Here is a 24387-nt window from a genome sequence, read left to right on the forward strand (position 1 = left end):
CGTGGCCTCGACAAGAGCGTGGATGGCCGGGACGAGCCCGGCCATGACCACGAAGCCTGAGACAAGACTGATGACCCAACCCCTGTTCAATCGCATGGCGCTGATCGGCGTCGGGCTGATCGGCTCCTCCATCGCGCGGGCGGCGCGCGCCCAGGGGGTCGTGCGCAGCATCGTGGCGACGGCGCGCTCCGGGCCGACGCGGGCGCGCGTCGCCGAGCTCGGCATCGCCGACCGGGTGGTCGACACCAACGCGGCCGCCGTGGACGGCGCCGACCTCGTGATCCTCTGCATCCCGGTCGGCCAGTGCGGCGCCGTGGCGGCCGAGATCGCGCCGCGCCTCGCGCCGGGCGCCATCATCTCCGACGTCGGCTCGGTGAAGGCCGCCGTGGTCAAGGACGTCGCTCCGCATCTGCCGGCGCACGTCCATTTCGTCCCGGCCCATCCGGTCGCCGGCACCGAGAACTCCGGACCCGACGCCGGCTTTCCCGAATTGTTCATCGACCGTTGGTGCATCCTCACGCCGCCCGAAGGCACCGACCCGGCCGCGACCGACAAGCTCGCCACCTTCTGGAGCGCCATCGGCGCCAATGTCGAGACGATGACGCCCGAGCACCACGACCTGGTCCTCGCCATCACCAGCCACTTGCCGCATCTGATCGCCTACACGATCGTCGGCACGGCCGACGAGCTCGGCCAGGTGACGCGCTCCGAGGTGCTGAAGTTCTCGGCCGGCGGCTTCCGCGACTTCACCCGCATCGCCGCGTCCGACCCGACGATGTGGCGCGACATCTTCCTGGCCAACCGCGACGCCGTGCTGGAGATGCTCGGCACCTTCGGCGAGGATCTCTCGAAGCTCACCCGCGCCATCCGGCGCGGCGACGGCGACACGCTGTTCGAGCTGTTCACCCGGACGCGGGCGATCCGGCGAGGAATCGTGCAGATCGGCCAGGACTCCGACGCCCCCGACTTCGGCCGCCCGCATCAGAAGAAGCTGCCGCCCTTGCCGCGCCCCTACATGGCGGACGGGGAGTAGGGCCGCTGCCGCGGCCGTCGTCACGCCGGGCGCCGTGCCGGCGCGTCCTCACCACGCGTATCTGATCGATGCCGTGCCGGCGAAGGTGCGGCTGTGGGCGGCCGCCTCGCCGTCGAGCTTGGCCGCGAGGGCGAAGCCGTTGGCGAAGCGCAGCTCGGCACCGGCCGAGACGAGGGCGAGGTCGCGGGCCGGCGTCGCGCCTTCCACCACGAAGCCGGCGCCGGGGAGCGCCTGGAACGTGACGGCGAGGGTCGGGTCGGTCACCCGGTCGTGCGCCCAGGCGAGCTTTCCGCGCAACACCAGCGCGGCGTCGGGCCGGACGGCCGCCACGGTCTCCAGCCGCGCGCCGGCCTCGGCGCGCAACGCGGTCGCGGTGCGGTCCCCGTAGGCGAGCCCGAAGCCGCCGCCGCTCGGATCGCCCTCGCTGAAGCCGGGCATCACGAACGCCTGGGCCTGCACGGCCGCGTAGGGCGCGAGCCCGACGCCGAGCCATCCGAGCCGCCACCCGGCCTCGGCGCGGCCGCCATAGCTCTGGGCCTCGTAGCGGGCCGCGAGGCGGCTGCCGCCGAACGTCGTGCGGTCGGTCGACACCCAGTGCTCGGCGAAGGCCAGCGACGTCGCCAGATAGGCGACGCCCGCCGTGGTCGTGCCGTAGGCTCCGGCCTGGAACGCGTCGCTGCTGCCGCTGCCGAGCCCCTGCGCCAGGCTCCAGCCGGTGCCGCCGCCGCCGAGCGCGAAGCCCAGCGTGGTGAACGGCGTCACCCGGTAGTCGCCGCCCGCCGCGAAGCCGGCGGCGCGGGCCGACAGGTCGTGGCTGCCGACCATGGCGTCGCCGTCGATCCGGCCGGAGCCGCCATAGGCCGAGCCCCAGACGCTCCAGCGCGGCTCGCGCGGTCCGGCCGGCGGCGCCTTCGCCAGCGCCTTGAACGCAGCCGACGCCGGCGACGGCGGCGCGCTGCCGTCCGCGAAGGCGAGGGCGGCGCCTGAGTCGCGCCCGGCCCCCGACGCGGATCGCCCGTCGACGAACGGGTCCGTCATCAGGCCCAGGAAGGCCGTCATCATCTGGAACGCGCCCTGCGGCGCGCCGGTCGCGGCCTCGCCGGAGAGCTGGGTCAATGCCCCGGCGAGAGGCTGGCCGGTGAGCCCGACGACGGAGACGAAACCGGGCGGCAGCGCCCCGCCGGCGTTGAAGTAGCGGCTCAGCGATGCCGCGACGGCCGCCTGGTTGCGCGACAGGCCGGTGGCGCTGTCCAGCCCGAGCATGAGATCGAGCGACACGCTGTTCGGCACCGAATAGTCGAGGACGGCGATGAACCCGGCCGGAAGATTGCTGGTCGCCAGGCTGTCGAACGTGCCGCTCCGGCTGCCGGCGGTGAGGATCGTGTAGCTCTTGCTGACGTAGCTGCCGGCGGCGAAATAGGCCTGCACGGTGCCGGCCAGCGTGGCCGTGCCGGTGACCACGGCCTGTGACGCGGTGCTCGGGTCGATCTGCACCTGGTAGATCGCGCCCGTCTGGAAGGTGAGATTGCCGGCGACCGCCATGGAGCTGCCGGCCGTCCCGGCACCCGGCGAAAAGATGCCGCCCGAGTTCACCGTGACGCTGCCGGCCGTGCCGGTGCCGGCGAGCGTGCCGCCGGCGTTCACCGTGGTGGCCGAGCCCGTGATGGCGCCGCCCGACCCGAGATACAGCAGCCCGCCGTCGACCGTGGTGGCGCCCGTGTAGGTGCTGGCGCCGGTCAGCATCGCGACGCCCGCGGCGAGCGTCAGCCCGCCCGGGCCGGTGAGATCGCCGGCGAACGTGGAGGACGCGTTCGACAGCGTCAGGGTCTTGCCGCCGAGATCGACGGTGCTGCCGGCGACGCCGGCCAGCGTCGTGATGGTGGCGCCGGCCGTGGTGGCCGAGATGTCGAAGGTGGCGCCGGCCGCGATGCCGACGCCGTTCGATGCCGCGATGCTGCCGCTCCCGGTCAGGGCGAGCGTGCCCGCATTGACGAGCGTGGCGCCCGTGTAGGTGCTGACACCGGCGAGCGCCAGCGTGCCGGCGCCCGCCTTGGTGATGCCGCCCGTGCCGGTGAGCCCGGTGGCGAACGTGACATTGTTGCCGTTGGTGTCGAAGGTGCCGCCGTTGGGGCCGATGGCGCCGAGCCGCCCCGAGATGTCGGTCGTGGTGCCGGTCGCCCATTGCAGGCCGCCGCCGTCGAGCCAGATCTGCCCGGTGCCGAAGTTGTTCGCTGCGCTGAAGTTGATCAGGCCGCCGAGAACCAAAGTGCCGCCCGTATAGGTGTTGTCGCCGGTGAGCGTCAGGGTGCCGAGCCCGGCCTTGGTCAGCATGCCGTTGTTGATGATCGTGCCGGACAGAGTCAGGTCGAAGCCGTTGGTGTCGACGACGCCGCCGAGCGCCAGCAGCGAGATTGTCTTCGCCGTGCTGAACGAAGCGTCGAGCTTCAGGGTGCCGCCGTTGAAGATGACGTACTGGTCGAAGCCGAGCGCCGTCAGCGCCGCGTCGCTGCCGGCCGACACCGCGCCGCCGGTCGCGACGATGACGTTCGGGCCGATCCAGCCGGTGCCGATGTTGAGGTTGTCGTTGAACGGCGTGGTCACGGTTCCGACGATCGTGTTGGTCGCCGGATCGAGGACATAGGCGTTAAAGGCGCCGGACAAATAGACCCGCGAGCCGTCCGGAGTCGTCGTGACGCCGAGCACGTTGATGGGGATGGTCAGCGTCGTAAGGACGGCATTGCTGGCGGCATCGATGACATAGACAGTCTGTCCTTGGTCGGCCACATAGATGCGCGTGCCGTCGCGGGACACGGTGATGGCACTGGCGTAATAGTCGAGCGGGATGGTGGTCAGCACGTTCCGAGTCGCTGTATCGATCACCGAGACGACCGTCGTGGTGCTGGTGCCGCTCGTGACGTAGAGCTTGCTGCCGTCCGGCGACACCGCGATGGCGTTCGGTTCGGAGCTCACGGCAATCGTGGCGGTCACCGTCCTGCTCGCCGCATCGACGACCGACACGGTGTTTTGGTAGAAATTCGTCACATAGAGCGTAGAACCGTTCGGCGAGATCGCGATCTCAAAGGCGGAGCTGACAGGGATCGCCGAGCCGACGACCTGGTTGGTGGCCGTGGCGATCACGTTGACCGAATTATTGTTCGGCCCGGCCACATAGATGTATTGGCCGTCCGGGCTCATCACCATCCCGGAACCTCGTGTGCCGATCGGGATCGTGTTGACGACCGCGCCCGCGGCGACGTCGATCACCGTCACGGCGTTCGCCGTGCCGGTCACATAGGCGTATCGGCCATCCGGCGAGAACAGGGCGTTTTGCGGATAGTCCCCGACCGAGATGACGGAGCCGATGGTCGTGTTGGTCAGCGTCGAGAACGCGATCACGGTGCCAGGACTCGAATTGACGGCGGTGAGCAGGCCGTAATTGTCGATGCCGGCCCGGACCGGCGTCGCCAGTACGAGACAGCCCAGCGGCACCACCATGAGGCGCGGCCACCGCCGGCCGGACCGCCGGGAGCGGCGCGGGCGGCGGACTACGGCCGGGAGGGAGCGACCAGCGCGGCCGGATGAGACGACGAGACGCGGGAGACGGGGGTGCACGTGTAGTCCTCTGAGCAACGTCGAGCAACACAGCCTAGCGATCGGGTGGAGGCGCGCTGTGCCCAGTGTCTCAGCTCCGGATTCGAGCCGATCATGTTGCCGGCGCGCCACAGCGGCCCGGCCTGCGCCCGCCGCCCGCGCGAGGACGCTGTGTCGGGGCGCTTCGCACGTGATAGGTTGACGACGTGAACCGGCGGGTGCGACACCGGCGGGTGCGACGAGGTCGCGGTTTCGGCGCATCGCTTCTTGGACTGGGCGAGAGTTCGTTTGGAAGAACCCCCGAAGGGCGAACATTTTCGCGGAGCGTCGGCGCTCGCGGCCATGCGCGAGGCGGCGATCGACTTGTGCGACGTCACCAGCTTGGCGCCACCGGACGCCTTCCAGTTCTCGTCGACAGCGACGGCGGTCGGTCAGGCCCTGCTCCTCGATTCCGTTTCGACCGGGCTCGGCTATGTGCGTACGCCCGCCCACATCGCCCGCGGCGACATGGACCATTATCTCGTCTCCTTCTGCCTCGAAGGCGAGATGCAGTTCGCCTCGGGGCGCCGTCACGTCACGGTGCGGCCGGGCGACATCTGTCTGGTCGACATGGCTCAGCCGAACCGGACCTGGTTGGTCGAGGCGGGCCAGGCCCGCTCGCGGATCGCCACGCTCGTCCTGCCCCGTGCGGTTCTGGCGCCGCGGCTCGTGCATCCGGATTCGGCGACGGCGTCGGTGTTGCCACGCGACGACCGCCGCGCGCAGCTTCTGGCCGACCAGATCGCGGCCTTGCGGCAGAAGCCCGGGCCCGAGACAGGCGATGCCTTCGACACGGTCGAGGCGATCGCCGACGTCGTCGCCACGGCCGTCGGCAGCACCGCGCAGGTGGCGGAGACCGCGAGTCGGGCCGATCGCCATTTGCTCCTGGCGATGATCAAGCGTCATATCGAGGCCCATCTCGAGACCGACACGCTCGACGCCCAATCGCTCTGCCGACAGTTCCGTCTGTCGCGCGCCAGCCTCTACCGCTTGTTCGAAGCCGACGGCGGGCTGACGCGCTACGTGCAGGAGCGGCGTCTCGCGCGCGCCTTGCGGCTGCTCGTCGCGCCCGGGACGCGGCGCGAGCGGCTGATCGATCTCGCCGTCGATCTGCGGTTCAGCAGCGATTCCACCTTCGTGCGGGCGTTCCGCCGGCAGTTCGGTGTGACGCCGGGCGAGATTCGGGAGGTCTCGCGCGCCTGGCTGCGCGATGCCGGAACCATGGCCGGGCCCGACCATGTGCTCCGGCACATCGGGCGCGGTTGAGCGAGCGGCCGACACCGCCCTTGGGCCGACCGCGGCGACGACGCCAAAGAATCCGCGAGCATGCCGGCGGACTCGTGCTACGTCGCGGGCGATGCGTCGCCCGCAGCCGGTGCCGACGCGCGTCACGCCCGCGGGAGGGATGCGAGATGATGGACGATGCCTCGGCCCTGGAAACCCTGCGCCGCACCGACTTCGAGGGTTTGGGCCATCGCATCGAGGGCAAGGTGCGCGACATCTACGTGCAACCGGACCGTCTGGTGCTCGTGACCACGGATCGCCACTCGTCGTTCGACCGCATCGTCGCCCACATCCCGGGCAAGGGCGAGGTGCTGAACCGCACCGCGGCCTTCTGGTGCGACGAGACGCGCGACATCGTGCCGAACCACGTGATCGCGTTGCCCGATCCGAACGTCACGGTGGCGAAGCGCTGCACGCCGCTGAAGATCGAGATCGTGATGCGCGGCTATCTGACCGGCGTCACCTCGACGTCGATCTGGACGCATTACCAGGCCGGCCGGCGCGACTTCGGCGCGTTCAAGTTGCCGGACGGGATGCGCAAGAACGCGCGGCTGCCGCGCCCCGTCTTCACGCCCTCCACCAAGGAGGACACGCACGACGAGACCATCACGCCCACCCAGGTGCTGGAGCGCGGCCTGTTGTCGAAGGCGCTGCTCGAACAGGTCGAGGACGTCGCCGAGAAGCTGTTCCGGCGCGGCCAGGAGACGGCGCTGGCCCGCGGCCTGATCCTGGTCGACACCAAGTACGAGATGGGGCTCGACGCGGAGGGCCGCCTCACCCTGATCGACGAGATCCACACGCCCGACTCGTCGCGCTGGTGGATGGCCGACACCTACGAGGCGCGCTTCGCGGCCGGCCAGGAGCCCGATTACTTCGACAAGGAGTTTTTGCGTCGCTGGTTCGTCGATCACTGCGATCCTTACGAGGACGAGATCATCCCGGATGCGCCCGCAGAGCTCGTCGCCGAGCTCTCCGCTCGTTATCAGCAGATTTTTCACCGCCTCACCGGCCGGTCGCTGACGCCGCGTGAGGAAGGGCGTTCGCTCGCGAAGCGAATCGCGGACAATCTGGCGGCCTATCGGATCTGATCTGCGGCGCGAGGGCGCAGCAGCCTCCGTCGTTCCTGGGCGCGGACCTTCAGGTCCGCGAGCCCGGAATCCATATCCCCTGTGCCGGTGGCTCACTGGAAGACAGGGCGTATGGATCCCGGGCTCGGCGCTGGCGCGCCGCCCCGGGACGACGGAGCAACCGTTGTGCGGCCGCAGCCGTCCAGCGTCCCTTTACGCTTCGTTAACCATGCCGGCTTAATTGTTTCTTTAGAAACAATTCTGCCGAGGCTCCCATGTCGGCTGTGAGCAGTCTGACGAGCGCGTTGTCGAGCTACACGACCGGCTCCTACGGACAGAAGGCCGGCACCGCGCCGACCCAATCCACCGCATCGAGCGGCACCGGGACGACCGCCACATCGATCCAGTCCGGCGGTTCGGCCACCGTGCTGACGCTGTCGGACGAGGCCAAGGCGCTTCTGGCCGCCATGACGGCCGCCGGCACGAGCGCCGGCGGCTCGGCGCTGGCGCGAGCCCAGGCGGCGCGCGCCTGGCTCGATCAGCAATACACGTCGCTCGGGATCGGCTCGGCCCTGGTCGACGGCCAGGTGGCGGTCGATTTCACGGTGCAGGACCGGGCGACACTCGCCGTCGTCGCGGCCGGCACCGGCGACCTGTTCACGGCCGACGAGAAGAACGCCGCGGCGTCCGTCTTGCAGGCGCGCTTCGAGGATGCGCTCGCCCCGCATGCGGTGATCGCCCGCCACACCGGCGACTATGCGAGCCTCTACGCCGCCGCCGCCGCGTATCTCGACACGGCGAGCCCCGAGGAGCGTGCGACGGCCGGCTGGACGGCGCGGCGCGAGGCGGTCACCGAAGGGCTCGCCGCGGCGCGGGCCACCTTCGGCAAGGCGCCCGACACGAGCAACCACGACGATCCTGTCCGCGCCATGCTGGATGCGCCCGCGCCCGGCACGACGTCGCCCGGCAAGACCACCACGGCCGACACGCTCGCGGCCCGCGCCCGCGCCGCGCTCGACGCCCAGGCCGGCCGTGCCCGCGACGCCGGCACCGAGCTGGTGTTCGATGCGACGCGCTCCGGCCGGATGGTGGACTTCGAGTCCTTCGACAACCGCACGCTCGCGGTCGTCGCCCAGAACGCCGACGGGCAGTTCTCGATCTCCGAGGCGCGGGCGGCCCGCAAGGCGCTCGAGCAGCGCACGCGCACGACGCTGCTCTCCGCCTTCACCAGTTCGGGCGGCGATCCGGCGACCCGCAGCGTCGCGCTGATCCGTCAGTATTCGTCGATGAGCGCCGAGGAGCGGACCGTGCTCGGATTCGGCGAGGGATTCACCGACAACGTCCTGAAGAACTACCGGACCGTGACCAGCATCCAGAGCATGGTCGACGCAATGAACGCCTCGACAGGCTCGCTGCTCGGCGGCTCCTCGCTCTGATCGCCGTCCCGGCGCGGCGATCGCTCAGGTCGGATTTTCCAGGCTGAAGCTCTGGCTCTGATCGTCGTAGGCGAAGGCTTCGCCATAACGGGCCCAGCTCGTCACGGCGCGCAGCGTCTGCTCGGCCACGTCGGGCGTCATGTGGTCCTCGAGTTCGTCGAGGAAGCGGCCCTTCGGCGCCGTGTGGTGGACACGCTCGTCGAGCACGCGGCGGATGTGGCCGGCGAGCGGCACGTGGGCGAGCAGGTTGCGGCCGAACAGTTGCTTGCGCATGTCCGTCTCGGCGTTGGCGAATTCGACGCCCGCCTCGGTCAGCTTGATGTCGCCGCCTTCGATCTCGACGAAGCGCAGCATCTGCAGCGTCTCGGCGACCGGAAACAGGTCGTCGACCTCCATGTGCAGGGCGGAGGCGACCTCCGGCAGGTCGGCGCGGCCGCTGTAGGGCGCCCCGGCGATGCGCTCGACGAGACCGGACAGCAGGTTGGTCGACACTTCGGGCAGGATCGTGTCGATGCCGAGACCGGGCAAACGGTCGACCCGGGCGAGGCGGCGCTGCGCGTCGGCGCCCGCCGTCATGGCGATGTAGATGCGATCGACCAGGCTGCGGAAGCTCGGCTCCAGCCGGTCGCGGGGCTGCGGCAGGTCGACCGTGATCTCGTCGATGATCCGGCCCGGATTGGTGGAGAACAGCAGGATGCGGTCGCACATCTGCACCGCCTCCTCGATGTTGTGGGTGACCAGCACGACGCCCTTGATCGGCAGCTTGCCGTCCGACCACAGCTCGAGGAAATCGGTGCGCACCGTCTCGGCCGTCAGCACGTCCAGCGCCGAGAACGGCTCGTCGAGCAGCAGGATGTTGGGATGCACGACGAGCGCACGGGCGAAGCCGACGCGCTGGCGCATGCCGCCCGACAGCTCGCGCGGATAGGCGGATTCGAAGCCGTCGAGGCCGATCAGGTCGATGGCGGCGAGCGCCCGTCGGCGGATCGCGGCGGACGGCAGGCCGAGCGCCTCGAGCCCGATCTCGACGTTCTCGAGCACGGTCAGCCAGGGGAACAGGGCGAAGCTCTGGAACACGATGGCGATGCCCGGCGGCGGGCCGGTGACGCGCTCGCCCATGTAGCTGACCAACCCGCCGGCGGGTTGCGAAAGCCCGGCGATCAGCCGCAGCAGGGTCGACTTGCCGGAGCCCGATCGGCCGAGCAGCCCGACGATCTCGTCGTCGCGGATGCGCAGATTGACGTCGTCGAGCACCAGGAGCTCGCCGCCGTCCGGGCGCGGGAAGGTCTTTCGCAGGCCCTGGACGTCGAGCAGGATCGCGCGCTCGGAAGGGCGTGAAACGGCGCTGCCGCGAACCTTGTCGTCCATGCGACGCTCCCTTCTCCTGCCTGCGCGACGGCCGGTCAGCCGAGCCGGAACTTGCGCTCCGCCCACAGATACAGCGGCCGCCAGAACATGCGATTGACGATCACCACGAAGGCGCTCATCACGGCGATGCCGAGCACGACGCGCCGGGTGTCGCCGGCCGCGGTCGCATCGGCGATGTAGGCGCCGAGCCCGATCGCCTGCAGGCGGTCGTCGCCCCACGTCGCCACCTCGGCGACGATGCTGGCGTTCCACGAGCCACCCGAGGCCGTGATGGCGCCCGTCACGTAGAACGGAAAGACGGCCGGCAGCGCGACCTTGCGCCACCACAGCCAGCCGCGAATTTTCAGGTTCGCGGCGACGTCGCGCAGCTCGGTCGGAATCGTGGTCGCGCCGGCGACCACGTTGAACAGGATGTACCACTGCGTCCCCAGGATCATCAGCGGGCTCAGCCAGATGTTCGGATCGAGCCGGAACGCGACGATGCCCGACACGGCGATCGGGAACAGCAGATTGGCCGGGAACGCGGCGAGGAACTGGGCGATCGGCTGGACGATGCCGGCGACCCTCGGCGCGAGGCCGATCCGGATCCCGATCGGCACCCACACGAGGCTCGCGATCGCGATCAGCACGAACACCCGTGCCATGGTGGCGAGGCCGAGCAGAACCGCCGTCCCGACCTCGGCGAGCGAGAGGCCCGCGAGCACATAGGCGGCGATCTGCCAGACCGAGGCCGCCACCGCCGCTATCACGACGGCGAGGAAAACGCCGTCGGCGAGGCGGCCGCGCCGTGCGTCCGCCGCGTGGCGTGCGCCGCGCCCCTGACGGGCCGCCGACAGCCCGTAGCTCCACCGCATCGCCGCCGCGGCCGGCGACGCCGCCATGCGCACGAGGCGCGACTTGCGCAGCATGGTGACGACCCAGGACGACGACGGCGCCGCGCCGGTCTCCTGATCGAACCGGAACTTGTCGGCCCAGGCGACCAGCGGCCGGAACATGAGCTGATCGAAGATCGCGATCACGATCATCATGGCGAAGATCGCCCACAGGATGGCGCCGAGGTCGCGCGCCGCGATCGCCGCCGCGATGTAGGAGCCGATCCCCGGCAACGTCACCGTGGTGTCGCCGACCGTGATCGCCTCCGAGGCGACGACGAAGAACCAGCCCCCCGACATCGACATCATCATGTTCCAGATCAGGGCCGGCATGGCGAACGGCACGTCGAGCCGCCAGAACCGCATCCAGGCGCCGAACCGGAAGCAGCGCGACGCCTCGATCAGGTCGGACGGCACGGTGCGCAGCGACTGATAGAAGCAGAACGCCATGTTCCAGGCCTGGCTGGTGAAGATGGCGAACACGGCGGCGAACTCGGCCCCGAGCACCCGGCCCGGCGCGAGCGACATGAAGAACACGATGGTGACCGAGATGAAGCCGAGGATCGGCACCGACTGCAGGATGTCGAGGATCGGCACCAGCACCAGCTCGGCGCGGCGGCTGCGCGCCGCGAGCGTCGCGTAGGTGAACGTGAACAGGAGCGACAGCCCGAGCGCGACGATCATGCGCAGCGCCGTCCGGGCCGCATAGCCGGGCAGCGCGAGGGGATCGAGGCTGATCGGCGTCTCGTCGATCGCGTCGAGCGGCAGGCCGACGCCGCGCCCGACCTCGGCGACGAGCACCAGGGCGCCCAGCACCAGAACGACGGCGACGACGTCCCATACGCCGAAGGTGGGGCGATCCTGTTGTATCGCGGCGAGGCTGCTCGCAGGACGTGTCACGCGGCGCGGCTCCTGCCGACGGATGGAACGACGATCCGGGATGTCGCCGCGACCAAAGCGCTGGGCCGGTGTCGCGAACACCGGCCTTGATACCCACGCCGGCGTGGTTGGCAAGGCCCCTTCGTTTCGCCCACCCGTATGACGTGGAAGTGACGTCGCCCGGCCCTGCGGGCGCGTGCGCCCGGACGGGACGGGTCGCGGCTCCGGACCTGCCGGAGCGGCTTGCGCCGTCGCGCGGAACGACGCTACAAGCGGCAGCATCATGCCTCTGTCGAGAACCCCCGCGTGACCGTGAGTGACACGAAGCGCACAGCGCCTCGCTCACCCGCCGGACCGCGCGTGCAGACCCCCGCCATCCCCCGCTGAACCACCCGGACAAGATGCCGCTCGAAACCACCGCACCGCCGGTCGCCGAGACCGTCGCTCCGTCTCGCGCGCGATCGTCGCATGCCGTCCGCCTCGTCGCGCCCGCCGTGGCGCTCGTGATCACGATCGTGCTCGGCGGCATGGTGCTGCTGCAGATGCGCGCCCAGGACGCCATCGCCGAGCGCGATCGCGACACCCGCATGCGGCTCGTCGCCGGCGCCGTCACGGGCGCGTTCGACAACGCCGGCAAGTTCGCGCTGTCGCTCGCGGAGACGTCGGCGCGGCGGCCGAATGTCGGCGAGGCGCTTGCCCGGCGCGACCGCGCCCGCCTGCAGGCCCTCTCTCAGGGGCCTTACGATTATCTCAGCCGTCAGGCCGGCGTGCAGATCTACGGCTTCCACACGACCGACCTTCGTTATCTGCTGCGCATGCATCGGCCGGAGACGTTCGACGACGACATCTCCGGCTTCCGCCCCATGGTGGTCGCGGCGAACCGCGCCCGCCGGGCCCAGGCCGGCGTCGAGATCGGGATCGCCGGCCTCGGCGTGCGCGGCATCGCGATCGTCGAGCACGACAAGGTTCCGGTCGGCACCATGGAGGTGGGGCTCGACCTGCGGCCGATCCTCGATCTCGTCAAGGCGTCGACCAATGCCGACGTCGCCGTGGTGATCGCGCCCGCCATGGTCGGCGTCGCGCTCGATCCCAAGCTGCCGCGCTTCGGCGATCTGGTGCTGGCGCTGTCGACCGACGACGACCGGTTCGCCGCGCTCCTCAAGAGCACCCGGATGCGGGCGCTGCGCGACGTCGAGGTGACGACCCGCGAGATCGACGGGCGCTCGTTCAGCGTGGTGTCCCAACCGCTCGTCGACTTCTCGGGCCGGCTGGTCGGTATGACGGTCGCGCTGGAGGAGATCCCGAACGACCGCGGCCGGCTGCGCACCGAGCTCGTCGTGGCGGCGCTGTGCGGCGGCATTCTCGTCTGGATCGTCTTCGCCGTGCTGCTGCGCATCGCGCTCACGGCGCGGAGGCGGCCGTGACGCGGTGCTGTTTCGCGCCGACGCGGGCCGTCGCACCGGCGTGCGCGGCCTTGTGGCTCGCGCGGCTCGTGCTTCTGTCGGTGGTGCTGATCACGTCCGGCGGCGGGGCGGCCGCGGAGGATCGCACGGCGCTGCCGGCCGGCGTCGAGCTGCCGGTGCGGGTGCGGGTCGCGCTGCGCGTCCTCAACGTGCTCGAGGTGAAGGAGACGGCCGGGGAGGGGCGCTTCTTCGTCGAGATCACCCAGCGCTGGACCGATCCGCGACTCGCCTTCGACGCGATCGCGGTCGGCGCGGCGCGGATCGACCGCGTCGCCGGCGAGGCCGACTCCTACCTCGCTTCGATCTGGACGCCGGGCCTCGTCGTCGACAACCAGATCGGCGGACGCGACTCGCGTACCGTCGCGGTGGCGACCTACGCCAGCGGCGAGATCGTGCTGATCGAACGGTTCGAGGCGGATTTCCGTTTCCGCATGAACATGGACGCGTTCCCGTTCGATCGCCAGAACCTCGCGCTGTCGCTGTCGCTGCCGCGCTACGCCAAGCAGGAGGCGATCCTGATCACCACCGAGACGGACCGCCTGCTGTCGGGCGTCGAGGAGTCCTCGCTCGTGGTGTGGCGGCCGGGGCGGCTGCGTTTCGCCAACGAGGAGACGATGGGCTGGAACGCCCGCAGCTACTCGCGGCTCGCCGCGACCGTCGAGCTGGTGCGCCAGTCCGACCGCTACATCCTGCGCATCTTCGTGCCGCTGTTCGCCGTGCTCTCGGTGTCGCTGTTCGTCCTGTGGTCGCCGGCGCTGCGCGAGCAGGAGAAGGACAAGGGCACCATGATCTTCTCCTCGCTGCTGGGTCTCGCGGCGCTGAGCTTCACGTTCGAGGCGAGCTTTCCGGGGGCGATCTCGCTCAACACGCCGGTCGCCCAGATGATCTCGCTCGGTTATCTCTATCTGGTGCTGGTGCTGATGATCGAGGTCGGCCTCACGGCCGCCTGCGCCGACCCGACCCGCCGCTTCCACGCCGCCTGCATCGAGCTGCGCCGGCAGATCCGATGGGCGCTCCCGGTGATGATGCTGATCGTCTGCATCGGCATCGGGGTGCGGGCGCTGCCGGGCTGACCAAGGCCGCGCGGCGTGTCGGCCGAGACGGAGCGTCGCAGGAACACCGTACCGGCGGTCGGGAACGGTGTCGGACCGTCGCGGTTGACCGGGTGAGACGACCCGAAGGCCTGACATGCCGATCATCCTGTGGTGGCTGGGCGTGCCGCTCAGCGTCGGTCTCGTCCTGTGGCCGGTGGGCGTGATCTGACGCGGCCGTCCGTCGGGCCGACGCGCGCGGTCACGGCCGATGGTCGAGCGATGGCCCGAGGCGACACGATCGCGTCAGGCGGCGGCCGGCCGGTTGAACTCCGCCGCCGAGGCCGTTAAGCCTCGGGCGCATGAACACCCCCGTTTCGACCGAACCGATCCGGACCGCCAGCCGCCCCGAGGGCGTGCGGCCGCTGCTCTCCGCCAGGCCGCTCTTCTCCTGGCCGCGCCACCGGGTGCAGAGCCGGCCGGCGCCGTTCCTGCCGATGAGCCGGGCCGAGATGGACCGGCTCGGCTGGGATGCGTGCGACATCGTGCTGGTCACGGGCGACGCCTATGTCGACCATCCGAGCTTCGGCATGGCGATCATCGGTCGCCTGCTCGAGGCGCAGGGTTTCCGGGTCGGCATCATCGCGCAGCCCGACTGGCAGTCGGCCGAGCCGTTCAAGGCGCTGGGCAAGCCGCGCGTGTTCTTCGGCGTCACCGGCGGCAACATGGACTCGATGGTCAACCGCTACACGGCGGACCGTCGGCTGCGTCACGACGACGCCTACACGCCGGGCGGGGAGGGCGGGCGGCGGCCGGACCGCTGCACGCTGGTCTATGCGCAGCGCTGCCGCGAGGCGTTCAAGGACGTGCCCATCGTCCTCGGCGGCATCGAGGCGTCGCTGCGCCGCATCGCGCATTACGACTACTGGTCCGACAAGGTGCGCCGCTCGGTGCTGGCCGACGCCAAGGCGGATCTGCTGCTCTACGGCAACGCCGAGCGCGCCGTGGTCGAGGTCGCGCACCGGCTGGCGGCCGGCGAGGCGCCGCGCGACCTCGACGACATCCGCGGCGTCGCGCTGTTCCGCCGCGTGCCCGAGACCTGTACCGAACTGCACGCCGACGATCTCGACGCCGCCGACGAGGGCGCCCGGCAGGTGCGCGGCGAGGTCGTGATCAGGTTGCCGTCCTGCGAGCAGGTCGAAGAGGACAAGGAGGCCTATGCGCGGGCCTCCCGGGTGCTGCACCGGGAGAGCAATCCCGGTAACGCCCGGCCGCTCGTCCAGCGTCACGGCGACCGCGACCTGTGGCTCAACCCGCCGCCGATTCCGCTGACGACCGAGGAGATGGACGCGGTCTACGGCCTGCCCTATGCGCGGGCGCCGCATCCCTCCTACGGCGATGCAAAAATCCCGGCGTGGGACATGATCAAATTCTCGGTGACGATCATGCGCGGCTGCTTCGGCGGCTGCACGTTCTGCTCGATCACCGAGCACGAGGGCCGCATCATCCAGAGCCGCTCGGAGGGCTCGATCCTGCAGGAGATCGAGCGCATCCGCGACCGGACACCGGGCTTCACCGGCGTGATCTCCGACATCGGCGGGCCGACCGCCAACATGTACCGCATGGCGTGCAAGGATCCGGCGATCGAGGCGTCCTGCCGCAAGCCGTCCTGCGTGTTCCCCGACATCTGCCCGAACCTGAACACGTCGCATGACGAGCTGATCAGGCTCTATCGCAAGGTGCGCGAGGTGAAGGGCGTCAAGAAGGTGATGGTCGCCTCGGGCGTGCGCTACGACCTCGCGGTGACGAGCCCGGACTACGTCCAGGAGCTGGTGTCGCATCACGTCGGCGGCTATCTGAAGATCGCGCCCGAGCACACCGAGCGCGGCCCGCTCGACAAGATGATGAAGCCGGGCATCGGCGCCTACGACCGCTTCAAGGAGATGTTCGACGCGGCGGCCGAGAAGGCCGGCAAGCAGTACTACCTGATCCCGTATTTCATCGCGGCGCATCCGGGCACGACCGACGAGGACATGATGAACCTCGCGCTGTGGCTCAAGAAGAACCGCTACCGGGCCGATCAGGTGCAGACCTTCCTGCCCTCCCCGATGGCGACCGCGACGGCCATGTACCACTCCGGCGTCAACCCGCTGCGCGGCGTGCGGCGCGGCGCGTCGGAGACGGTCGCGGCGATCACCGGGCTGCGCCAGCGGCGGCTCCACAAGGCGTTCCTGCGCTATCACGATCCCGACAACTGGCCGCTTCTGCGCGAGGCGCTGAAGGAGATGGGACGGGCCGACCTGATCGGCTCGCGCCCCGACCAGCTCGTGCCGGCCCACCAGCCGCCCGGCACCGGCAAGGCCGCCGGCACGAGGCGCCCGGTCCGGCCCGGCGCCGTGGGCGGAAAGACGCGGCGTTTCACGACGAAGGGCGTCCGGCTGCGGTAACACTGGCTGCACTGCGGTAAAGAGCGGCCGATGACTGTTCGCGAACGAGTGGTCGACGAATCCGCCATCGTTCAGCCATAGGTTTCACAGTATTCTGCCGCCGCGCGCTCATGGAAACAGGGGGAATTCCATGGTTTCGGCCCGTCGGCTCGCTGCCGTCACGACTCGGCTCGCTGCCGTCACGACGGTGTTCTCGCTGGTCGCCACCGCTGCACTGATCCTCCCGGCCCCCGCCGCGCGGGCGCAGGGGGCGCCGGCCTGCGACGAGGCGGCCGGGATCGCCGTGCTGCCGTCGCCGATGGCACCGTGGAAGGGCGCGCCGCTGCGCGTCCTGTTCACGTCGGAAAAGCCGCTCGACGGCGAGCTGACCCTCACGGCGCCGAACGGCACGGTCGCGGCGCGCTCGCGCGACCGCCGCGGCGGCCCGCCGTATTTCTGGGTCGCCGAGGTGGCGCAGCCCGCCGCCGGCACCTGGCAGGTGACGCTGACTCGCGACGGCGCCGGCTCCGGCGGAACAACGGCCGACTGCGCCACCATCACGCGCCCGGTCGCGGTCCAGGCGAACGAGCCGCCGCGCCCCAAGGCACAGGCCGGCAGCGTCTGGCCGGTGCGGGCGAGCTGGACCCGGGCCAACGAGAACCTGTTCTCGGCCTGGGTCGAGCGGCTGTTCGACGCCCCCCTCGACGCGCCGCCGCCCTCCTGGAAGGCGCTGCACGAGGTGCTGCGCGACCGCTCGCGCAATCTGCTGTTCAACCATCTCGGCCTCGCCGAGGATCAGGCGAATCTCGTGATCCGGCCCGACTGCGCCGACCTGCCGTACTTCCTGCGCGCCTATTTCGCCTTCAAGATGGGGCTGCCCTACGGCTACGCGAAATGCACGCGCGGCGGTGGTGGCCAGGCGCCGCGTTGTCCCGCCTGGTGGAACATCCAGCGCGAGGAGCCGCGCGCCGCGCCGCCTCCGGAGGAGCTCGTCGCCTCGGCCGATCCGGCCGCGCCGCCGCCGTCGCCCGGGCTGTTCGGCATGCTGCGCCAGCAGGCGGCCGCGCCGCCCGCGCCCGCGACGCCGGCCCCCGGCGCCAAGCCGGCGCCGAAGCCGTGGTCGCCGCCACCGCGGCCGGCCGGCCTGGTGCCGGGCTTCGCGCATTATCTGAAGTGGTCGATCGGCGACGGTGTCCATTCCGGCTCCGGTCGCACCGCCCTCGCCGACGACAATACCGACTATTACCCGGTGGCGCTCTCCGAGGAGACGCTGCGGCCCGGCACCATCTATGCCGACCCCTACGGCCACCTCCTGGTGATCGCCAAGCGGGTGCCGCAGTCGGGCGATGCCGCCGGCGTGATGCTGGCCGTCGACGCCCAGCCGGACGGCACCGTGGCGATCAAGCGCTTCTGGCGCGGCAACTTCCTGTTCGCCGACGATCCCGCGCTCGGCGGCCCCGGCTTCAAGCGGTTCCGTCCCGTGGTTCTGGAAGGCGGCGGCATGCGCCGGCTGACCAACCGCGAGATCGCCAAGAACCCGAACTACGGCGACGTCTCGCTCGAGCAGGGAAAGATGTCGGTCGAGGCCTTCTACGACCGCATGGAGGACGTGATCTCGCCGTCCCAGCTCGATCCGCTGCGCGCCATGAAGGAGGCGATCCAGGCGCTCGACGAGCAAGTGCGGGCGCGCGTCACCTCGGTCGAGAACGGCCGCAAGTATCAGATCACGGGCAAGTCCGCCGACATGCCGGACGGCGCCGCGATCTTCGAGACGACCGGCGCCTGGGAGGACTTCGCGACGCCGTCGCGCGACCTGCGCCTGCTGATCGCCATCGACGTGGTGCGGGGCTATCCGGACCGCGTGGCGCGGCGGCCGGAGCGCTACGCCATGCCGGCGGGCAAGAGCGTCGCCGACGTGAAGGCCGAGCTCGAGGCCGTGCTGGCGGCCGAGCTCTCGTCGCGGAAATTCACCTATCCGCGCACCGACGGCTCGCCCTGGACCCTCACGGTCAAGGACGTCGTCGATCGCGTGAAGGCGCTGGAGATGGCCTACAACGTCAACGATTGCGCCGAGCTGCGCTGGGGTGCCCCCGAGGGCAGCCAGGAGGCGTCGACCTGCAAGGGTCGGGCGTCGTCGTCGCAACGCGCCAAGATGGCCGACTACCGGGCCTGGTTCGCCGAGCGCCGTCGCCCGCCGCGGGGCTGACGACGAATGCGCGCCGCGATCTCGGCGACCGTTGATCCGCTCGTCCCCGCGAAGGCGGGGATCCAGCCCTGGTCGGGTGGGCAAAGGCGCGAACGCGCCGTGCCCGCGCGGTGACGAATGGTGGGCACGCTTCGCTTTGCCCACCCTACGAGTTGTCCGCCTCATGAATCGGCGCGCCCTCCTCACGCTCCTGCCCGCTGTCGCATTGGCGCCCGTCGCGGCGCGGGCGCAACCATCGTCGAAACCGCCGTTCGACCCGCGGCTGACGCCGGCGCGGCCGGATCTCGCCGCGAAGCATCTGGAGGGGCGGGTCACGGCGGCGCGGTTCGTCGAGGGCCGCGTCCACGAGGTGGTGGCGGGCTGCGCGCCCGTGCGAAAAGCGCCGGCCGCCGACGCCGAGATGCTCACCGAGGCCTTGGCCGGCGAGCGCGTCACCGTCTACGACCTCGGCGAGGACGGCTTCGCCTGGGGCCAGCTCGCGGCCGACGGCTATGTCGGCTACGTGCCGGCCACCGCGCTCGGCCCGCCCGGGCCGCCGCCGACCCATCGGGTGACGGTGCCGCGCACGCATGTCCTGCCGGCGCCCTCGGTCCGTCGTCCACCGCTCGACTGGCTGCCCTTCGGCAGTCGCGTCGCCGTCTTGCGCACCGACGGCACCTTCGCCGTGACGGCGGCGGGCGGCTTCGTGCCGCTCGCCCATCTGGCGCCGGTCGCCGCGGACGAGACCGATCCGGTCGCGGTCGCGGAAAAGTTCCTCGGCGCGCCGTATCTTTGGGGCGGCAAGACGGTCGCCGGTCTCGATTGCTCGGGCCTCGTGCAGGTCGCGTTCGCCGCCTGCGGGATCGCCTGCCCGCGCGACACCGACATGCAGGAGAAGACGCTCGGCCGCCGGCTCGACGGGCCGTCCGACCTCGACGCGCTGCATCGGGGCGATCTCGTCTTCTGGAAAGGGCATGTGGCGATGGTGCGGGATCGGACCACGCTCCTGCACGCCAACGCCCACCACATGGCGGTCGCGACCGAGCCCGTCGCCGAGGCGGTCGCCCGCATCGCGGCGACCGGAGCCGGGCAGGTCGTCGCGGTGCGGCGCTTCGCCTGATCGGCGCCGCCGCGAGGGCATCGCGCGCGATCGGCAATCGCACGTAAGGGATTCACCCGACGGACCGAAGTCGCGGTCGCATGGTGCCGGCCCTGCGGGGTTTCGAGGCCGGGTGAGCATCTTCCCGGCACACGAGCATTTTCCGAGCGACGCGAGCTGATCAGATGACCGCGAACCGACGACGTCCCGGACGGCGTGTCCGTAGTTGTGCTGCTTATGGCCGATTCCGGGATCACGTTAGCATTGTCGCGTGGCGCAGCCGTGAGCGGCTCGCCGGGCGGTCGATAGGCCTCAGGGGTCGTGCCGGCACGGCGGTTCGGTTCTCTGGAATGCGATCGCTTCCCCGGCGTGTCGCCGAAGGTCCGGGTTCTCTCGGGCTCCGGTCGTCACGCTACTGTCGAGCGAGTGAGCGATAGGTCGTTGTCGGTCGCCATTGTCGTCGAGTGGTCTCGAATCTGATTCGAACGGGAGAGGAGGTCCGGTGGATATTTTCTCGCTTATGATGTCGTCGCTGCGTGATGGTCACGCGATCGTCGGAAGCACCGAAACGGAAGTCGGAGCCGTGTTGCTCGCGGTGACGCCGGCGGGCGACGGTCGCTTCTGGGTGACGGTCGGTGTTCCCACCGCCGACCACGGCACCGTGTGGCGGGGCCCGACCACCGCGGTCACCCGCACGATGGTCGCTGCGGTCGTGGCGCAATGCGCGCCCGGGACCGATTGGAGCGGTGCCAGGTGGAGCGTCGAGCCGTGTGTTGCGAAGCCGGATGCCGGCGTGCATGGGCACGACCCCGGCGCGGTCGCGGATTTCTGGAAGGCGATCGCCCGACTCCTGAACGGCGACGAGCGCCTGCGGGTCGCCTCCGCGGCGTGAGCGCGCCGGCGTGAGTGCGCCGGCGTGAGCGGCGTCGGCCGCTCCGACCACGCCGGCGATCAGGATCGCCTGCCGATGCGGATCGAACGACGCCCGGCCGGCTCACGCCTGGTCGGGCGGCGCCTCCCGGGACGTCAACGCCTTGGACGCCAGCGCCTTGGAGGCCAGCGCCTCGCCGACCGCCACGCGCAGCTCGGCCAGCGTGAACGGCTTGGTGATCACGTCGTGGATCAGCGCCTCGAGCCCGTGGGCGCGCTCGCGCTGGTCGGCATAGGCGGTCATCAGCAGAATGATCAGATCCGGCCAGTCGCGCGCCGCCGAGAGGGCGAGCGCGATGCCGTCCATCAGCGGCATGCGGATGTCGGTGAGCAGGAGGTCGAAGCGCCCCTCCTCGCGGCCGAGCACGTCGAGCGCCTCGGCGCCGTCGGCGGCCGCGATCACCTCGTGTCCGTCCTGGGTGAGGCCGCGCACCACCAGGGTCCGGAGCGTGTCCTCGTCTTCGGCGATCAGGATGCGGGCCACCGGTTCCTCGTCGTCACAATCGATTCGTCAGTATCGAAGCGCGATCGGCCGTCGTCGAGTCGTCGCGCCGTGGGTCATCCGCGGCAGCCGTCCGCGCCGGCGGTTCGCCGGCGCCCCGATGCGGGGCGCCGCGGGTCGCGGCCTCAGAGGTCGCGCCGGTTGAAGAACCGCACGAACACCTCGCGGCTGTCGGCCGGCGGCGAGGCGAGGCGGGTGCGGAAGGGCTGCGACTCGCCGGGCGCCAGGCTCGGCTTCTGCGGCAGCGCCGTCCAGGTGTGGGTCTCGACGCCGTTCGCGTCCCGCATCGAGAAGCGCAGCCGCGGCACGTCGATGCGCACCTTGGAGACGTTGACGACGACGCCCTCGACCACCACGACCGGCACCGTGTCGGAGACGTCCGTCTGGACCTTGACGGCGTCGAAGGCCAGCCCGCGCAGATTGACGGGCAGGCCGACCGCGGCGAACAGCCGGCCGGTCTGCGGCAGGGCCCGCACCACGTCGGCCCGCCAGGCCAGCAGGGCGCCGATCACCACCAGGAGGGCGAGCGAGACGGTGGCCCAGCTCGGTTTCGGCAACGCGAAGCGCCGCTCGGTTCGCGGCTTCGCCTGCTCGCGGGCGATCCGGCGCGCCTCGGCCGCCTCGAACTCGGCGTCCCAGTCGCGGGTCGGTCCCTCCGGCAGGGCGAAGGCATCGGGGCCGGGCACCACCGAGGGGGCGTCCTCGACGGCCGCGGTCGAGGCCATGTCGGGCTCCGGGTCGGCGCCCGCCGGAGCTTTCGGCGGCATCGGATCGTCGGGCCAGCCGTCGTCCTCGGCCGCTGCGGCCGGCGACGTCGGCGGCGTGTCGAACCCGGCCGGGCCGGCTCCACCGGCCGGGCCGGCTCCGCCGGCCGAGGCGGTCGCCAAGGCGGGGGCCGCGGCCGCCGTGGCGCGCTCGGCCTCGCGGCGGACGGCCGCGCGGCGGACCGCGGCCTCCTCGGCCCGGACCGCATCCTCGGCGGTCGCGGTCCATTCGGTCCGACATTCCGCACAACGCACCGCCCGGCCGCGTCCGACGGACGCCTCCGGCACCTCGTACCAAGCCTCGCATCGCGGGCAGACGATTTTCATGACGCCGACACTTCGCAGTCCCGTTCGCCCGCATTATCGCCCACGCTTCGTTAATGATCCGGAAACCAAAGTGATGGCGCACTCGTCTGGAGGCGTGCCGCGGGTCGCGTGCGGAGGCCGACCGTGGTCGTGGATGGCGACCGCGTTCCACCGGGGCGGACGTGCCGGCCGCCCCGGCTTCGAGTAAAAGGGTGCGAATCGCAACGCGCCGCCGCCGCTCCGCGGCGGCCGGCGCGAGGGATCCCGATCGTGCGGGACGGAGCGGAGAACGGCTTGGTCCGGTTCGAGAACGTGGGGCTGCGTTACGGTCTGGGTCCGGAGGTTCTCCGCGACCTCACCTTCCGCATCGAGCCGCATTCGTTCCAGTTCCTCACCGGCCCGTCGGGCGCCGGCAAGACCTCGCTGCTGCGGCTGCTGTTCCTGTCGCTCCGGCCGACCCGCGGCCTGATCACGCTGTTCGACCACGACGTCGCCACCCTCGACAAGGATTCGCTCGCCGTCCTGCGGCGGCGCATCGGCATCGTGTTCCAGGACTTCCGCCTGCTCGACCACATGACGACCTACGAGAACGTCGCGCTGCCGCTGCGGGTGCTCGGTCGCGAGGAGGCGAGCTATCGCGACGAGGTCGAGGAGTTGCTGCACTGGGTCGGTCTCGGCGACCGCATGACGGCGATGCCGCCGATCCTGTCGGGCGGCGAGAAGCAGCGCGCCGCCATCGCCCGCGCCGTGATCGCGCGGCCGCAGCTCCTGCTCGCCGACGAGCCGACCGGCAATGTCGATCCCAACCTCGCCAAGCGGCTGCTGCGCCTGTTCATCGAGCTCAACAAGTCGGGCACCTCGGTGGTCATCGCCACCCACGACATCGGCCTGATGGACCAGTACGACGCGCGCCGCCTGGTGCTGCACGAGGGCCGGATCCATGTCTACGACTGACCGCGGTCACGATCACCACCACGATCACCACCACGATCACCACCACGATCACCACCACGGCCACGAGACGGCCGAGCGGCCGTCCCGCTTCGCGGCGCTCGCCGGCCTCCTGCGCCGCAAGCCGCGCGAGACGCCGATCGTGCCGCGCAGCTCGATCTCCGCCACGGCGCTGACCGCCGTCGTCGCCATCATGACGTTCCTGGCCTCGCTGACCACCGGCGCCGTGGTGCTGGTGAAGGGGGCGGCCTCCGACTGGCAGGCCGACGTCGCCCGCGAGGTGACGATCCAGGTGCGGCCGATGGCCGGACGCGACCTCGAGGTCGACGTCGTGCGCGCCGTCGAGATCGCCCGCGCCGCGCCGGGCGTCACCGCCGTGCGGGCGCAGGACAAGGCCGAATCGGCCCGCCTGCTCGAGCCCTGGCTCGGCTCCGGCCTGTCGCTCGACAGCCTGCCGGTGCCGCGCCTGATCGTCGTCGAGACGGCGTCGGGGCGGCCGCCCGACCTCGCCGCCCTCAAGGCGCGGCTCGCCGCCGAGGTCGCCGGCGCGACGCTCGACGACCATCGCGGCTTCACCCGAAGGCTGCGCGCCATGGCCGACACCGTGGTGGCGATCGGGCTCGCCATCCTGGCCCTGGTGACGGCCGCGACCGTGCTGTCGGTCGCCTTCGCGACCCGTGGCGCCATGGCGACCAACCGCCCGACCGTCGAGGTGCTGCACTTCATCGGCGCCAAGGACGCCTATGTGGCGGGCCAGTTCATGCGGCACTTCCTGTTCCTCGGCCTGCAGGGCGGGGCGATCGGCGGCGGCGCCGCGGTGCTCTTGTTCCTGACTCTCGGGCTGATCGGCGGCCGCCTGTTCGGGCTCGGCGGCGCCGACGCGGCCGCCATGTTCGGCGGGCTGTCGCTCGGGCTCGGCGGCTACCTGGTGCTGCTCGTCCAGGTCGCGCTGGTCGGCGTGGTGACGGCTTACACGTCGCGCCGGGTGGTCGCCGCGACCCTCAAGCAGGTGCGTTGACGGCGTCTCCGGCCCCGGAGAGCCTCCTTCGCCGGCCGCCGGAGACGCCTTCCCGGCGCCGGATTTGGCGATATTCTCGGCGGCGGGACGTGAGTGCATGGCAGTCGAGGACGGACGATCGGCGCGCGACCGCGCGGACGGCG

Annotated in this window: 17 protein-coding genes; 12 read left to right on the forward strand and 5 right to left on the reverse strand. The window is 70.9% G+C overall.

What is annotated here, in order from left to right; all coding sequences use genetic code 11:
- Window positions 1-67 precede the first annotated feature (67 nt).
- Window positions 68-1033, forward strand: a complete 966-nt coding sequence (locus ACFSOX_RS03985; RefSeq protein ID WP_378476719.1) for a prephenate/arogenate dehydrogenase family protein — start codon at window positions 68-70, stop codon at window positions 1031-1033.
- 48 nt (window positions 1034-1081) lie between these two features.
- Here ACFSOX_RS03985 and ACFSOX_RS03990 read toward each other — a convergent pair whose 3' ends face one another.
- On the reverse strand, window positions 1082-4528 hold the full coding sequence (locus ACFSOX_RS03990; RefSeq protein WP_378476492.1) for an autotransporter domain-containing protein: 3447 nt from the start codon (window positions 4526-4528) through the stop codon (window positions 1082-1084).
- 438 nt (window positions 4529-4966) lie between these two features.
- Here ACFSOX_RS03990 and ACFSOX_RS03995 point away from each other — a divergent pair, with 438 nt between their 5' ends.
- The 3 genes from ACFSOX_RS03995 to ACFSOX_RS04005 all read left to right on the forward strand — a co-directional run bounded on the left by ACFSOX_RS03995 (window position 4967) and on the right by ACFSOX_RS04005 (window position 8450).
- Entirely contained in the window at window positions 4967-5929 is a 963-nt protein-coding gene (locus tag ACFSOX_RS03995) for a helix-turn-helix domain-containing protein (protein WP_378476493.1), read from the forward strand.
- 167 nt (window positions 5930-6096) lie between these two features.
- The gene (locus tag ACFSOX_RS04000) at window positions 6097-7035 is read left to right on the forward strand and encodes a phosphoribosylaminoimidazolesuccinocarboxamide synthase (RefSeq protein WP_378476720.1); all 939 of its coding nucleotides are present in this window, start codon (window positions 6097-6099) and stop codon (window positions 7033-7035) included.
- Window positions 7036-7289: 254 nt separating this feature from the next.
- Entirely contained in the window at window positions 7290-8450 is a 1161-nt protein-coding gene (locus ACFSOX_RS04005) for a hypothetical protein (RefSeq protein ID WP_378476494.1), read from the forward strand.
- Window positions 8451-8474: 24 nt separating this feature from the next.
- Here ACFSOX_RS04005 and ACFSOX_RS04010 read toward each other — a convergent pair whose 3' ends face one another.
- Entirely contained in the window at window positions 8475-9818 is a 1344-nt protein-coding gene (locus tag ACFSOX_RS04010; RefSeq protein ID WP_378476495.1) for an ABC transporter ATP-binding protein, read from the reverse strand.
- 35 nt (window positions 9819-9853) lie between these two features.
- Window positions 9854-11590, reverse strand: coding sequence for an ABC transporter permease (locus tag ACFSOX_RS04015; protein ID WP_378476496.1), 1737 nt, complete (start codon window positions 11588-11590; stop codon window positions 9854-9856).
- Window positions 11591-11970: 380 nt separating this feature from the next.
- On the opposite strand from ACFSOX_RS04015, the gene ACFSOX_RS04020 reads away from it, so the two are divergent.
- From ACFSOX_RS04020 to ACFSOX_RS04045, 6 genes are all read left to right on the forward strand, one after another.
- Window positions 11971-12993, forward strand: a complete 1023-nt coding sequence (locus tag ACFSOX_RS04020) for a cache domain-containing protein (RefSeq protein ID WP_378476497.1) — start codon at window positions 11971-11973, stop codon at window positions 12991-12993.
- Complete coding sequence (locus tag ACFSOX_RS04025) at window positions 12990-14105, forward strand: ligand-gated ion channel (RefSeq protein ID WP_378476498.1); 1116 nt, start codon at window positions 12990-12992, stop codon at window positions 14103-14105. The genes ACFSOX_RS04020 and ACFSOX_RS04025 overlap by 4 nt, the downstream gene beginning before the upstream one ends.
- Before the next feature lie 320 nt (window positions 14106-14425).
- Window positions 14426-16510, forward strand: a complete 2085-nt coding sequence (locus ACFSOX_RS04030; RefSeq protein ID WP_378476499.1) for a YgiQ family radical SAM protein — start codon at window positions 14426-14428, stop codon at window positions 16508-16510.
- A 130-nt stretch (window positions 16511-16640) separates the two neighbouring features.
- Complete coding sequence (locus ACFSOX_RS04035; RefSeq protein WP_378476500.1) at window positions 16641-18695, forward strand: hypothetical protein; 2055 nt, start codon at window positions 16641-16643, stop codon at window positions 18693-18695.
- Between the two features lie 163 nt (window positions 18696-18858).
- A complete protein-coding gene (locus ACFSOX_RS04040) occupies window positions 18859-19794 on the forward strand; it encodes a C40 family peptidase (RefSeq protein ID WP_378476501.1) in 936 nt (311 codons plus the stop codon).
- Between the two features lie 481 nt (window positions 19795-20275).
- Window positions 20276-20665: a hypothetical protein gene (locus tag ACFSOX_RS04045; RefSeq protein WP_378476502.1), complete on the forward strand. Its 390-nt coding sequence runs from the start codon at window positions 20276-20278 to the stop codon at window positions 20663-20665.
- A gap of 102 nt (window positions 20666-20767) precedes the next feature.
- On the opposite strand, the gene ACFSOX_RS04050 is transcribed toward ACFSOX_RS04045, so the two are convergent.
- Together ACFSOX_RS04050 and ACFSOX_RS04055 are read right to left on the reverse strand one after the other, a co-directional pair.
- The gene (locus tag ACFSOX_RS04050; protein WP_378476503.1) at window positions 20768-21187 is read right to left on the reverse strand and encodes a response regulator; all 420 of its coding nucleotides are present in this window, start codon (window positions 21185-21187) and stop codon (window positions 20768-20770) included.
- Between the two features lie 143 nt (window positions 21188-21330).
- Window positions 21331-22296: an MJ0042-type zinc finger domain-containing protein gene (locus tag ACFSOX_RS04055; RefSeq protein WP_378476504.1), complete on the reverse strand. Its 966-nt coding sequence runs from the start codon at window positions 22294-22296 to the stop codon at window positions 21331-21333.
- A gap of 273 nt (window positions 22297-22569) precedes the next feature.
- On the opposite strand from ACFSOX_RS04055, the gene ftsE reads away from it, so the two are divergent.
- Complete coding sequence (gene ftsE / locus ACFSOX_RS04060; RefSeq protein WP_378476505.1) at window positions 22570-23229, forward strand: cell division ATP-binding protein FtsE; 660 nt, start codon at window positions 22570-22572, stop codon at window positions 23227-23229.
- Window positions 23216-24244, forward strand: coding sequence for a cell division protein FtsX (locus ACFSOX_RS04065; RefSeq protein ID WP_378476506.1), 1029 nt, complete (start codon window positions 23216-23218; stop codon window positions 24242-24244). Before ftsE ends, ACFSOX_RS04065 begins: the two co-directional genes overlap by 14 nt.
- The last annotated feature ends 143 nt before the right edge of the window (window positions 24245-24387 follow it).

The sequence above is a fragment of the Rhodoplanes azumiensis genome, assembly GCF_042682915.1.
Lineage (GTDB): Bacteria > Pseudomonadota > Alphaproteobacteria > Rhizobiales > Xanthobacteraceae > Rhodoplanes > Rhodoplanes azumiensis.

Coding starts and splice junctions, on each gene's coding strand:
- ACFSOX_RS04010 (WP_378476495.1), bottom strand. CDS start 9,818: ATGGACGACAAGGTTCGCGGCAGCGCCGTTTCACGCCCTTCCGAGCGC.
- ACFSOX_RS04005 (WP_378476494.1), top strand. CDS start 7,290: ATGTCGGCTGTGAGCAGTCTGACGAGCGCGTTGTCGAGCTACACGACC.
- ACFSOX_RS04035 (WP_378476500.1), top strand. CDS start 16,641: ATGGTTTCGGCCCGTCGGCTCGCTGCCGTCACGACTCGGCTCGCTGCC.
- ACFSOX_RS03995 (WP_378476493.1), top strand. CDS start 4,967: ATGCGCGAGGCGGCGATCGACTTGTGCGACGTCACCAGCTTGGCGCCA.
- ACFSOX_RS04020 (WP_378476497.1), top strand. CDS start 11,971: ATGCCGCTCGAAACCACCGCACCGCCGGTCGCCGAGACCGTCGCTCCG.
- ACFSOX_RS03990 (WP_378476492.1), bottom strand. CDS start 4,528: ATGGTGGTGCCGCTGGGCTGTCTCGTACTGGCGACGCCGGTCCGGGCC.
- ACFSOX_RS04055 (WP_378476504.1), bottom strand. CDS start 22,296: ATGAAAATCGTCTGCCCGCGATGCGAGGCTTGGTACGAGGTGCCGGAG.
- ACFSOX_RS04065 (WP_378476506.1), top strand. CDS start 23,216: ATGTCTACGACTGACCGCGGTCACGATCACCACCACGATCACCACCAC.
- ACFSOX_RS04030 (WP_378476499.1), top strand. CDS start 14,426: ATGAACACCCCCGTTTCGACCGAACCGATCCGGACCGCCAGCCGCCCC.
- ACFSOX_RS04040 (WP_378476501.1), top strand. CDS start 18,859: ATGAATCGGCGCGCCCTCCTCACGCTCCTGCCCGCTGTCGCATTGGCG.